Raw genomic sequence first — 12,067 nt, forward strand, 5'->3', positions numbered from 1 at the left:
CCGGTCACTCGGCGGGTGAAGCCGCATACCGGCACGTACCGTCGGATGCATGCAGCACATCGACGCGGGCGCCGAGCTCGACCCTGTGCACCCCGTACCCGTCCCGGTCAGCACGCACGGCCTGAGTGCGGCCGAGGTCGCGGAGCGGGTCGCGCGCGGGCAGGTCAACGACGTTCCGGTGCGCAGCAGCCGGTCGATGGGCGAGATCGTCCGGGCGAACGTCTTCACCCGGTTCAACGCCATCATCGGTGTGCTCTGGCTGATCACGTTCTTCGTCGCGCCCATCCAGGACAGCCTCTTCGGCTTCGTCATCCTCGCCAACACCGGCATCGGCATCGTCCAGGAGTGGCGGGCGAAGAAGACCCTCGACTCCCTCGCCGTGATCGGGGAGACCCGGCCGACGGTCCGGCGCGACGGCACCTCGGCCGCGGTGAGCACCTCCGAGATCGTGCTGGACGACCTGCTGGAGATCGGGCCCGGGGACAAGGCCGTGGTCGACGGGGTGTGCGTCGAGGCCGACGGGCTGGAGATCGACGAGTCCCTGCTCACCGGTGAGGCCGACCCCGTGGTCAAGAGGCCCGGGAGCCCCGTCATGTCGGGCAGCTTCGTCGTGGCCGGCGGCGGCGCCTTCAAGGCCACCAAGGTGGGCCGCGAGGCCTACGCCGCCCAACTGGCCGAAGAAGCCTCCCGGTTCACCCTCGTCCACTCCGAACTGCGCTCCGGCATCTCCACGATCCTCAAGTACGTGACCTGGATGATGATCCCGACCGCGATCGGCCTGGTCATCAGCCAGTTCGTGGTCAAACAGCACGGGTTCAGGGACTCCGTCGCGCGCACCGTGGGCGGGATCGTGCCGATGGTCCCGGAGGGCCTGGTCCTGCTGACCTCCGTGGCCTTCGCGATAGGCGTGATCCGGCTTGGCCGAAAACAGTGCCTGGTCCAGGAACTTCCCGCCATCGAGGGACTCGCCCGCGTCGACACCGTCTGCCTCGACAAGACCGGCACCCTCACCGAGGGCGGCATGGACGTCACCGAGGTCCGGCCGCTCCAGGGCGCCGAGGAGTCGTACGTGGGCAAGGTGCTCGGCGCGCTCGGCGAGGCCGACCCGCGTCCCAACGCCTCGCTCCAGGCGATCATCGACGCCTACCCGGGCGTCGAGGGCTGGCGCTGCACGGAGTCCCTGCCCTTCTCCTCCGCCCGCAAGTACAGCGGCGCCACCTTCAGCGAGGGCGACGGCGAGTCCGGTACGTGGCTCCTGGGGGCGCCCGACGTGCTGCTGGCCGACGACGACCCGGTCCTCGCGGAGACCGGCCGGCTCAACGAGCAGGGGCTGCGGGTGCTGCTGCTGGCCCGGGCCGGACGCGGCCTCGACGACCCCGAGCCCGCGCGCGGAGCCAGGCCCACCGCTCTGGTCGTCCTCGAACAGCGGCTGCGGCCCGACGCCGCCGACACCCTGCGTTACTTCGCCGAGCAGGACGTCCACGCCAAGGTCATCTCCGGCGACAACGCCGTCTCCGTGGGTGCGGTGGCCGGAAAGCTGGGCCTGACCGGGCAGACCGTCGACGCCCGCCGCCTCCCCTCGGAGCCTGCGGAGATGGCGCGGGCGCTGGACGAGGGCACGGTGTTCGGGCGGGTCACGCCGCAGCAGAAGCGGGAGATGGTGGCCGCGCTGCAGTCCCGCGGCCATACGGTCGCGATGACCGGCGACGGCGTGAACGACGTACTGGCCCTGAAGGACGCCGACATCGGTGTCTCCATGGGCTCGGGCTCGGAGGCCACGCGCGCGGTGGCGCAGATCGTGCTGCTCGACAACAGCTTCGCGACCCTGCCGTCGGTGGTGGCCGAGGGCCGGCGGGTCATCGGCAACATCACGCGGGTGGCGACGCTCTTCCTCGTGAAGACGGTCTACTCGGTGCTGCTCGCGCTGCTGGTGGTGTGCTGGCAGGTGGAGTACCCCTTCCTGCCCCGCCATCTGACCCTGTTGTCCACCCTGACGATCGGCATCCCGGCCTTCTTCCTCGCCCTGGCCCCGAACAAGGAGCGGGCCCGCCCGCACTTCGTACGCCGGGTCATGCGGTACGCGATCCCGGGCGGTGTGGTGGCCGGCGTGGCGACCTTCGTCACCTATCTGATGGCCCGCCACCACTACACGGGCCCGGGCCAGCTGGACGCCGAGACCAGCGCGGCGACCCTGACCCTCTTCCTGATCTCGATGTGGGTCCTGGCGATCATCGCCCGCCCCTACACCTGGTGGCGCGTCGCCCTCGTCGCCGCGATGGGCGTGGCCTTCCTCTTCGTCCTCATGGTCCCGTCGCTCCAGCACTTCTTCGCCCTGAAACTGGTGGGCGTGACGATGCCCTGGCTCGCGGTCGCGGTGGCGGCGGTGGCGGCGGCCGCCCTGGAACTCCTGTGGAGATGGGTCGACCGCCGCTTTCCCGCTTAGCGCCCGGCTTCAGCCGGTGGCGCCGATGTCACTTGTGGACTGCGCGCCCGCCGTGGCCGGTCGCGCAGTTCCCCGCGCCCCCTGGGGGTGCGTGCCTTACTGAACGTCGACGTAGTCACCCGCGGCGCTGACCGCCGGGGTCGTCGTCGTACCCGCGAAGCTGTAGCGGTAGTAGCCGTCGACCGTGGCCGTGGTCGTCGTCTTGAGGGTGCCGGTCGTGCTGGTGTTGATGGTCTTCAGCGTGGTGTAGGTGCTGGAGTCCTTCTTGCGGAACTGCAGCTTCACCGGCTGGGTGCTGTAGCCGTGGTACAGGTTGTCCTCCCAGTTGGCACGGGAGAGCTTGCCGGTGACCGTGATGGTCTTGCCCTTGGCCACCGGCTCGGGCGAGGCGTTGACCGTCAGCTGGGAGTTGCGCTGGACCAGCGTGGAGCCGAGGCCGCCCTGCAGGGAGTAGTCGTTGGTGCTGTACTGCAGCGCGATCGCACCGGCCGACCACTGGCCCGCCTCGGAGTTGATCAGGTCGCCCGCGGCCGGGTAGATGTCGATCTTGCCCGTGCAGCTGGCGGTGGTGGCCGAGGTGACCGTGCAGGTGGCCGGGGCGTCGCCGCCGAGCAGGTTCTCCGGGCTCGTGATCGAGCCCTTGTAGATGACCGGGCCGCTGTCGAAGTCGTCCGACCCGACGACGTAGCCCGAGCCGTGGGTCAGCGTGTAGCTGACCGTGGTGGAGACATGGTTCGTGGTGCCGACCTTGACCGCCGTGGCGATCTTGAGGTTGGAGAAGGTGACGCCGAGGTCGGTGGAGGCGTCGGCCGTGCTGAACGCGGTCCGGCCGGAGTTACCGGCGAGGATCTTCGCGGTCTCGGCCCCGTACGACGGCGCGGAGCCGGCGGCGTGGGCGGCCGGCAGGGCCAGGGCGGAGAGGGCCAGGGCGCCGGAGACGGCGGCCACGGTGGCACGTATGCGCATGCGTTCCCCAAGTGGAGAGTTGATCAGTGAACCTCTTGGTTCAGGTGAGCAGATCTGCGACGCATGTGTTTGGTTGTACGACCGGTGAAACATTTGTACGGGACTTGGTGAAGCACGGTCGGGACCGCCTCAGTCGAACCAGCGGTCCCGGGCCAGCTCCTCCGTGCGGGACGGGTCTTCCAGCAGCGCCGCCACCTCGAAGCGGCGCGGCCACTGACCGGCCGACCAGGCAAGGCCCGCGGCCACGCCTTCCAGGGTGGCGGCGTGGAGGGTGCCGTCCGCGGTGAGGCGCCAGTCCAGCTCCACGCCGTCGACGACCAGTTCCTCGTGCTCGACGTACGTCGCGGGGGTCCGCGCGCCGAGGAGGACGCGGACCGGGCCGGGTACGTCGTGCTCGGCGCCCTCGGAGTTCACCTCACCGGTGACGGACTCGCTCAGGCGCCGCACCTGGAAGAGCTCGGCCAGTTCGGCGGCGCGGGCCGGGCGTACCGGCAGCAGGGGGACGCCCTGGGTGAAGGGCAGCAGGTCGGGCGAGTCGACGACGACGGCGTCGGCGGCGTCCACCACCTCGACCCGGCCGTCCACGACGGCCCGCAGATCGTCCGGCAGGGTCACCTGCTCGGGGTCCAGGTCGGCCAACGCGCCGTACAGGGCGTGCAGTTGGGCGGCGGTGACCGTCCTGTCGGGGTCGGCCAGCCGGTCCAGGAGCTCGGCGGCGCCGCCCGGCTCGTCCAGCAGCGAGGACACGGACGTCCGTACGCCGAGCGCCCGCAACACCTGCTCGTCCTCGAACCCGGTCGCGTCGGCCTCGTCGTAGAGACCGCGCAGCAGCGGGTCGCCGCCGGAGGCCAGCAGTCCGGCGGGGCGGCGGCCGTCGAGCACCGGGTGCCCGCGCAACCACCAGGCGGTGTACGGCCGTACGACCTCGTGCGTGCCGTCGGGCAGCAGGATCCGCACCGGCTGGATGAGGGCGTCGCGCAGCGGCGGCTGCGCGAGCAGGGCCAGCGCCTGCGGCCACTTGTCGTCGTCGACGAGATCCAGGTCCCGTACGGCGATCAGCTCGGTGGCGACGGGCGGCACGGGCGTGTCCGGGAACCGGTCGAGGACGTCCTCGCTCCACACGTCGACGGCGTCCAGCAGCCCGGGGTCGTCGGGCTCGGCGAAGTCTCCCTCGCGGGGCTCCAGTTCGTCCGGGTCGAGGACCACGTCGGTGGCCCGTACGAGCGCGAAGTCGGCGAGCACGCCACAGGCGGCCAGCGGCTGCCGCCCCCATCTCTCGGCCAGTTCCACGTCGACGGTGGCGAGTTCGCCGTCCCTCATGACCTGGTGGAAGGGGCTGCCGGGGAGGACCAGTTCACCGGCGGGAGCCGGCTCCCCGTCCTCGTCGGGCAGGGCGAGTGCGCCCAGCCAGGGCTCGTCGCCGGGGTCCAGAGCCGCGTCCCGCACGAGCGCGAGGACCGTGTCGGCCAGCTCCTCGGCGTCGGGCGCGTCCTGCTCCCAGTCCAGCCCGCCGTCGTCGTCGAGGGAGGCGGCGACGGCCGCACGCACCTGGGGTGTGGTGAGCACGGCGCGGGGCGTGGCGGGGAGCGCGCCGAGCTTCTCCAGCAGGGGGTGCGCCGCGTCCGGGTGGGCGACCTTCAGCCCGAGCCGGGCGAGCGTCTCCGGGTCGATGCGCGCGGCGTCGTCCTGCGTCGGCAGCAGCACCTGCCGGGGGCCGATGGTGGTCCGCCCGTCGGCGAGCGGCACCGGCAGCCCGGAAAGCCGGTCCGGGTCGACCCCGGCGAGGCTGTCGTAGAGCCGCCGCCACCAGCCGGGGTCCTTCTCCAGGCCGGCCAGCCGGTCGACGGCGTCGGTGAGCGGAACGCGGGCGACGCCCAGGGTCCGCAGCTCCACCCGTCGTTCCAGCCCGGCGGGCAGCAGGGTCGGCAGCACCTCGGCGAGCACGCGCACGGTGTCCGCACCCGCCCCCTCGACGACCTCGGCGTCACGGGGCCGGAGGGACTCGGGGAGATCGGAGTCCTCGTCGTCGCCGGAACCGGGGACGGCGGCGGGCGGCAGGACGGCCGGGAGGGCGGGCGGGAGAAACGCAGTGCGCGGCAGCCGTTCGAGGATCGCCTGCCGCAGCGCCCCGTCCAGCTCGCCCTTGCCCAGCGGACCGGGGACGAGGCCGATGACGCCCTCGGTCACCGGGCTCCACCCGGCGAGGAGTTCGGCGTACGCGTCCGCCGCGCGCTGAACGAGGAAGTCGCTGAGGGGGCCGGGCGCGACGTGCCGGCGCGTGGTGTCGAGGGGGAAGGAGGCGATGAGGAGGGCAGGGGCGCCCAGGGGCTCGTCGCTAGGCGTCGGGGCGTGCACGACGGGGCTGGTGCGCGGGCGGTCGGGGCTGCCGTCGGGGGCGGCGGGCACGGCCCAGGTGACGGACCAGTGGGGGCGCAGCCGTTCCTCCACGGGCCGGTCGGCGAGGAGGTCCGGGGTGAGCGGGCCGTGCGCGGAGGACGTACGCCAGCGCGTGGTGCCGTGCCGCGTGTCCTCCACGACGGTGAAGGGCCCGTCGGCGCTGCGGCCCAGCGTGCGCGGGGCGTCGCCGTTGATCTCGATCACGACTTCCTCCAGGCCGGGAAGGGCCAGGAGGAGGGCGTCGTCCACGGCGCCGAGGAGGCGTTCGGCGAGGTCGGCGGCGGCCGTGTCGCGCAGCGGGAGGATGACGGCGGTGTCGTACGGGGCGGGGGCGGTGCCCTCGGCGGCGAACGGCAGCCGCAGGAGCGGGACATGTCCGTCCCGGCGCCGGATCTCGTCACCCAGCTCCGGGTTGTTCCGTGCGGTCTCGGCAGCCAGCTCCCGGGCCTCCGCCAGCGACCAGCGGACGCCGCCGTGGCGGCCGACCACCGCGGGCTCGTCGGTGACGGCGAGCACGGCGGCGAAGCCGACGCCGTAGCGGCCGATCGCCGTCTCCCGGGCGTCGCGCTTCGCGGAGGCGCGGAGGGTGGCCAGCGACTCGACGCCGGCCGCGTCCAGGGGGGCGCCGGTGTTGGCGGCGACCAGGACGCCGTCGCGGAGGGTGAGGCGGAGGCGGCCGGGGACGCCGGCCCGGGCCGCGGCGTCCGCGGCGTTCTGGGCGAGCTCGACGACGAGCCGGTCGCGGTACCCGCCGAGGACGAGGTCCTCCTCGGCGTTGGCGTCCTCGCGGAACCGGGCGGGGCTGGCGGCCCAGGCGTCGAGCACACCCCGCCTGAGACGGGCGGTCCCGAAAGCGTCCGCACCCTCGGCTGCGGGCCGCACGAACTTGCTCACGTTGCTTCTCCTCATCGGCCCTCGACGTGAGCACGAAGGTACCGCGACTCGGCTGAGTTCATTTCAGCCCGTCCGGGGGGCGCAGCACCGAGGGACGCGCACCCCCACAGACCGCAGACCTACGAGTGCCCCAGCTCCGCCGTGGACTCGTCGGAGACGACCGGCACGGAACCGGAGTCCGCCGCCGGCCGCAGCGGGAACGGATCCACCCGCGTCTCGTCGATCACGGGCGCGGGCGGCTGCGGCGGCTTCGGCATGACCGCCGCCTCGGAGTGCCCCCCGCAGCCGTAGGCGAGGGAGACGATCCGCCCGTCGGCGGGCGAGAACTCGTTGGCGCAGACACCGAACGCCTGGCCCAGCGAGCCGCCGATCGGCTGGAGGAAGCCGCAGCTGACGCAGGACGCGGGCGCCGCCTGCGCCATCGGCGTCTTCGCGCCGTACGCCTCCTCCCAGCGGTCCGCGGCGACGTGCAGCCCGTAGCGGGACAGGACCCGGGAGCGGCGCATGCCCAGTTCCTCGGCGACGGCCGCGATCGAGCCGCGGGTGGGAACGATGGGCAGGCTCGCGGGGGCGCCCGAGGTCACCTCCGCGTCCTCCGCCTCCACCAGCTCGGCCATCTCCTCGGAGACGGGGGAGTCCGGCGCCGGCTGGTCCTCGCCGGAGTACCCCGGCTCCAGCCGGAGGTCCTCCGCGTCCGTCGGCAGCAGATCGCCCGGCCCCATGTCGCCGGGCCGCAGCCGCTCGCTCCACGGCACCCACTCGGGCGCGAGCAGCGCGTCCGGGCCGGGCAGCAGCACGACCTCGTCCAGCGTGACGAACTTGGCCCGGGAGGCGCGCGCGACCGTCACGGCCCAGCGCCAGCCCCGGTACCCGAGCTCCTTGCACTCGAAGAAGTGCGTGACAACGCGGTCGCCCTCGGACTCCAGCCCCGCGTGCTCGCCCACCACCCCTGGTGCGGCGGCCTCCTCGGCTGCGGCGCGGGCGAGGTCGACGGCCTCGGCGCACAGGCGGTCAGGGGTGCGGCTTCGCGTTGTCGCTGCGCTCACAGGTATCGCTTCTCTCCTACGCCGTCACTCGGGTGCGCCGGCCTGAAGGCGGCGGGTGCGGACGGAGCGGACCGAGGGACCGCGTCGACGTCCACGCCCGATCGCACTCGGGCGCACCTCATGCATCCATTCTGCTGGATGTCTTCAAGGCGCGCGGCCGAGAACGTTCGCCACGACGCGCTACGCACGCTACCTTCTCGCGACCGCTCGGCCTACACCGACGGGACGTTTCCCGTGCCGGAAACCGCCCGCGGGCCGATCAACTCGCCAAGTACGCGCCCATACGCGCGGTAACCGCACTACACATGGGTTTCTCGGGGCACTATGGCGGAGTGGCAGCCGCAAGGACTCCTCCTGGGGCCACCGGAGTCGGTGGGATCAAGGGCAGCAGTCGTGGTCGCGGTTCGGGCCGGTTCGGCGGGTCCGTCCGCGCGGTCGGCCGCGCCCTGCACTTCCCGGTGACCGGAACCGCCCGCGGCATCAGGAAGGCGACCCATGCCCACGGCGCCGGGGAATCCGGCCTCGGCAAACTGATCGAACTGCACGCGGTGAACGGCGCGGGCGACGTCATGATCACCGTCGCCCTCGCCTCGACCGTCTTCTTCTCCGTGCCGACCGACGAGGCCCGCGGGCGCGTCGCGCTGTATCTCGCGATCACCATGGCGCCGTTCACGGTCCTGGCCCCGGTGATCGGCCCGCTCCTGGACCGCCTGCCGCACGGCCGCCGTGCCGCGATGGCGGGATCGATGCTGGCCCGCGCGCTGCTCGCGCTGATCATCTCCGGCGCCGTCGCCACCGGCAGCCTGGAGCTGTATCCGGCCGCGCTCGGCGTACTCGTCGCGTCCAAGGCGTACGGCGTCGTGCGCAGTGCCGTGGTGCCCCGGCTGCTGCCACCCCGCTTCTCCCTGGTGAAGGCCAACTCCCGGGTCACGCTCGGCGGCCTCCTCGCCACGGGTGTCGCGGCCCCGATCGGGGCGGGGCTGCATGCGATAGGACCGCGCTGGCCGCTCTACGGCGCCTTCGTGATCTACATCTGGGGCATGTTCCTGTCCTTCTCGCTGCCGCCGAAGGTCGACTCCGCCAAGGGTGAGGACATCGCGCTGCTCGCCTCCGACGAGGAGCATCTGCACGGGCCGCACCGCAAGCCGCTCAAGCGCCCCGGCCTGAGAACCGTGGGCAGCGCGGTCACCCATGCGCTCGGCGCCAACGCCGCCCTGCGCTGGCTGTCCGGATTCCTGACCTTCTTCCTCGCCTTCCTGCTGCGCGAGCACCCGCTGACCGGCTCCAGCGCGGCCGTGTCGCTGGGCATGGTGGCCGTCGCGGCGGGCGCCGGGAACGCGCTCGGCACGGCCGTCGGGTCGTGGCTGAAACAGCGGGCGCCGGAGATCATCATCGTGACGGTCCTCGCGATCGTGCTGGGCGCGGCGATCGTCGCGGCTATCTTCTTCGGCGCGTTCCTGGTGGCCTGTCTGGCCGCGGTCGCCGGGTTCTCGCAGGCCCTGGCCAAGCTGTCCCTGGACGCGCTGATCCAGCGGGACGTGCCCGAGCTGGTGCGCACGTCGGCCTTCGCACGCTCGGAGACCATGCTGCAGATGGCGTGGGTGCTGGGTGGCGCGATCGGCATCGTGATGCCGCTCAACGGCACGGCGGGCCTGTGCCTGGCCGCCGCGGTGCTCGCGCTGGGCCTGTTCGGCACGGCCCGCGGTCTGCTCGGCTCGGCCCGGCACGGCGGCGCCGCGAAGCCACGCGTGGCGTAACACAGGGGCACGCCGTACCCCACGTAAAGGAGTGGCCCAAGGCGCCAGATAGCCTTCCGCCATGACCTCGATGCCACGCGGCGGAGCCGCAGATGTCACCGCCGCGGTGCGACGCCGCCGCGCCGTCGCCGCCGCCGGCGCCGTATCCGCCGGACTGCTCGTGCTGTCGGCGTGCGACAAGCCGACGCCGCTGTCCACGATCACCGTCGGCCGCTCCTCCGTGAGCTCGGAGGCCTCCTGCGGTGGCGAGGGCAAGACCCTGCAGACCGCCGACCTGACCAAATGCCTGCAGGACAAGGACGTCAAGTCCATCAAGGTCGACCCCGACGAGACCGTCCGCTTCGGCGTCGACCCGAAGATCGCGGACAAGCGCTGGACGATCCTGATGAACGGTCAGCCGCTGACCGAGGACAGCGACAAGACCTACCGCACCATCCCGGGCAGCGTCTTCTTCAACGCGCAGTACGGCGCCCAGGGCAACTCCACCGTGGTCTCCATCAAGGCGGGCGACGGCAAGAAGGGCGGCAGCGCGGTCACCGGCCTGTGGAACTTCAAGTTCAAGAAGAACGACTGACGGCGTCGCCCATGGCCTCCCTCCATGTCCTCGTGGCCACCGCGGTCCCCGTCGAACGGGACGCGGTCGCCGAGGCGTTCGCGGGGGACGGCCACACCGTGATCGCGGCCGGGGTGGGCCCCGCCCTCGCCGCCGCGTCCACGGCCACCGCCCTCACCACCGCCGCCCTGGAAGGCAGCCCCTACGGCCTGGTGGTCTCCGCCGGGATCGCCGGCGGCTTCCAGCCCGAGGCCCCGGTCGGCTCCCTCGTCGTCGCCGACGAGATCACCGCGGCCGATCTGGGCGCCGAGACGGCGGAGGGATTCGTACCGGTCACCGAACTCGGCTTCGGGACCGTCACCCACCGTCCGCCGAATGCACTCGTACGAGACCTCGTGGCCGCGACGGGCGCACGCGCCGGAGCCGTACTGACCGTCTCCACCGTGACGGGGACCGCCGAGCGCGCCGCCGCCCTGCGCGCCCGCCACCCACGGGCCCTGGCCGAGGCCATGGAGGGCTTCGGGGTGGCCGAGGCGGCCGCCGCGCACGGCGTGCCCGTGCTGGAGATCCGCGCGGTGTCCAATCCCGTCGGCCCGCGCGACCGCGCCGCCTGGCGCATCGGTGACGCCCTGACCGCGCTGACCGGGGCCTTCGGGAAGCTGGCGCCCGTCCTCAGGAGTTGGAACCCGTATGACCAGTGAGCAGCCCCTGCAGATCGCCTACTCGCCCTGCCCGAACGACACCTTCGTCTTCGACGCCCTCGCCCACGGCCGCGTGCCGGGGGCGCCCGCGCTCGACGTGACGTTCGCGGACATCGACATCACCAACGGCATGGCCGAGCGCGGCGAGTTCGACGTACTGAAGGTGTCGTACGCCGTGCTGCCCTACGTCCTCGGCGAGTACACGCTGCTGCCCTGCGGGGGTGCGCTGGGCCGGGGCTGCGGGCCGCTGGTGCTGACCCGGGAGGCGGGGGCCGACCTCAACGGCCGCACCGTCGCGGTGCCGAGCGAGAAGTCGACCGCCTACCTGCTCTTCCGCCTCTGGGCCGCGGACACGGTCCCCGGCGGGGTCGGCGAGATCGTCGTCATGCCGTTCCACGAGATCATGCCGGCCGTGCGGGACGGGAAGGTCGACGCGGGCCTCGTCATCCACGAGGCGCGCTTCACGTACCAGAACTACGGGCTGCACAAGCTCGCGGACATGGGCGAGCACTGGGAGAACACGACCGGGCTGCCGATCCCGCTGGGCGCGATCATCGCGAAGCGCTCACTGGGCGCCGAGACCCTGACGGGCCTGGCCGACGCGATCCGCACCTCCGTGCGCGCCGCCTGGGACGACCCCGAGGCCGGCCGCACCTACGTCATGGAGCACGCCCAGGAGATGGACCCGGCCGTCGCCGACCAGCACATCGGCCTGTACGTCAACGAGTTCACCGCCGACCTCGGCGAGAACGGCTATGCGGCGGTACGGGGACTGCTGACTCGTGCGGCGGCCGAGGAGCTGGTACCGCCCCTCGGCCCGGATGCGCTGGAATTCCCGTAAACGGGCGCTTATACGTCGAGTTGGTCGGCGACCGCGCGCAGCAGACCGGCGATCTTCTTGCCCGAGGTCTTCTCGGGGTAGCGGCCCTTCTCGAGCATGGGCGTGATGTTCTCCAGGAGGGTCGTCAAATCCTGCACGATGGAGGCGAGTTCGTCGGGCTTCTTACGGGTCGCGGCCGCGACCGAGGGGGTCGGGTCCAGAACGGTGACCGAAAGCGCCTGGTCACCGCGCTGCCCGGCGACAACACCGAACTCCACGCGCTGACCCGGCTTGAGTGCCTCCACTCCGGCGGGCAGGACCGAGGAATGGACGAAGACGTCACCGCCGTCGTCACGGGAGAGAAAGCCGAAGCCCTTCTCGCTGTTGAACCACTTGACTTTGCCGGTAGGCACGTCTGTCCTCGTCCTCGTACTCGTCGGAAAACTGCTTCGGAAACTGCTCTTGATAGCAGTGGGGCGGGCCGTCGCGG

Annotated in this window: 9 protein-coding genes; 5 read left to right on the plus strand and 4 right to left on the minus strand. The window is 72.3% G+C overall.

Going from position 1 to position 12,067, the window contains the following annotated elements:
• Positions 1–49 precede the first annotated feature (49 nt).
• Positions 50–2,443 carry an HAD-IC family P-type ATPase gene (locus ACIBN2_RS21940; protein ID WP_399136384.1) on the plus strand — a complete coding sequence of 798 codons (2,394 nt, stop codon included), beginning with the start codon at positions 50–52 and terminating at the stop codon, positions 2,441–2,443.
• A 96-nt stretch (positions 2,444–2,539) separates the two neighbouring features.
• Here the strand turns inward: ACIBN2_RS21940 and ACIBN2_RS21945 are convergent, their stop codons facing one another.
• From ACIBN2_RS21945 to ACIBN2_RS21955, 3 genes are all read right to left on the minus strand, one after another.
• The gene (locus tag ACIBN2_RS21945; RefSeq protein ID WP_399136386.1) at positions 2,540–3,409 is read right to left on the minus strand and encodes a hypothetical protein; all 870 of its coding nucleotides are present in this window, start codon (positions 3,407–3,409) and stop codon (positions 2,540–2,542) included.
• Between the two features lie 129 nt (positions 3,410–3,538).
• Complete coding sequence (locus ACIBN2_RS21950) at positions 3,539–6,700, minus strand: sacsin N-terminal ATP-binding-like domain-containing protein (protein WP_399136388.1); 3,162 nt, start codon at positions 6,698–6,700, stop codon at positions 3,539–3,541.
• A 119-nt stretch (positions 6,701–6,819) separates the two neighbouring features.
• The gene (locus ACIBN2_RS21955) at positions 6,820–7,746 is read right to left on the minus strand and encodes a DUF3027 domain-containing protein (RefSeq protein ID WP_399136390.1); all 927 of its coding nucleotides are present in this window, start codon (positions 7,744–7,746) and stop codon (positions 6,820–6,822) included.
• A gap of 332 nt (positions 7,747–8,078) precedes the next feature.
• On the opposite strand from ACIBN2_RS21955, the gene ACIBN2_RS21960 reads away from it, so the two are divergent.
• The 4 genes from ACIBN2_RS21960 to ACIBN2_RS21975 all read left to right on the plus strand — a co-directional run bounded on the left by ACIBN2_RS21960 (position 8,079) and on the right by ACIBN2_RS21975 (position 11,598).
• Complete coding sequence (locus tag ACIBN2_RS21960) at positions 8,079–9,503, plus strand: MFS transporter (protein ID WP_399136391.1); 1,425 nt, start codon at positions 8,079–8,081, stop codon at positions 9,501–9,503.
• A gap of 61 nt (positions 9,504–9,564) precedes the next feature.
• Positions 9,565–10,077, plus strand: a complete 513-nt coding sequence (locus ACIBN2_RS21965; RefSeq protein WP_399136393.1) for a DUF2771 domain-containing protein — start codon at positions 9,565–9,567, stop codon at positions 10,075–10,077.
• 11 nt (positions 10,078–10,088) lie between these two features.
• The gene (locus tag ACIBN2_RS21970) at positions 10,089–10,757 is read left to right on the plus strand and encodes a futalosine hydrolase (RefSeq protein ID WP_399136395.1); all 669 of its coding nucleotides are present in this window, start codon (positions 10,089–10,091) and stop codon (positions 10,755–10,757) included.
• Positions 10,747–11,598 carry a 1,4-dihydroxy-6-naphthoate synthase gene (locus ACIBN2_RS21975; RefSeq protein ID WP_399136397.1) on the plus strand — a complete coding sequence of 284 codons (852 nt, stop codon included), beginning with the start codon at positions 10,747–10,749 and terminating at the stop codon, positions 11,596–11,598. Before ACIBN2_RS21970 ends, ACIBN2_RS21975 begins: the two co-directional genes overlap by 11 nt.
• A gap of 8 nt (positions 11,599–11,606) precedes the next feature.
• Here the strand turns inward: ACIBN2_RS21975 and ACIBN2_RS21980 are convergent, their stop codons facing one another.
• Positions 11,607–11,990, minus strand: coding sequence for a cold-shock protein (locus ACIBN2_RS21980; protein ID WP_399136399.1), 384 nt, complete (start codon positions 11,988–11,990; stop codon positions 11,607–11,609).
• Positions 11,991–12,067 lie beyond the last annotated feature (77 nt).

The organism is Streptomyces sp. NPDC050534 (genome assembly GCF_044457745.1).
In the GTDB taxonomy this organism is placed as follows: domain Bacteria; phylum Actinomycetota; class Actinomycetes; order Streptomycetales; family Streptomycetaceae; genus Streptomyces.

Bases quoted from the DNA above. Each gene is read 5' to 3' on its own strand.
- ACIBN2_RS21970 (WP_399136395.1), top strand. From the start codon at position 10,089: ATGGCCTCCCTCCATGTCCTCGTGGCCACCGCGGTCCCCGTCGAACGG.
- ACIBN2_RS21975 (WP_399136397.1), top strand. From the start codon at position 10,747: ATGACCAGTGAGCAGCCCCTGCAGATCGCCTACTCGCCCTGCCCGAAC.
- ACIBN2_RS21940 (WP_399136384.1), top strand. From the start codon at position 50: ATGCAGCACATCGACGCGGGCGCCGAGCTCGACCCTGTGCACCCCGTA.
- ACIBN2_RS21965 (WP_399136393.1), top strand. From the start codon at position 9,565: ATGACCTCGATGCCACGCGGCGGAGCCGCAGATGTCACCGCCGCGGTG.
- ACIBN2_RS21945 (WP_399136386.1), bottom strand. From the start codon at position 3,409: ATGCGCATACGTGCCACCGTGGCCGCCGTCTCCGGCGCCCTGGCCCTC.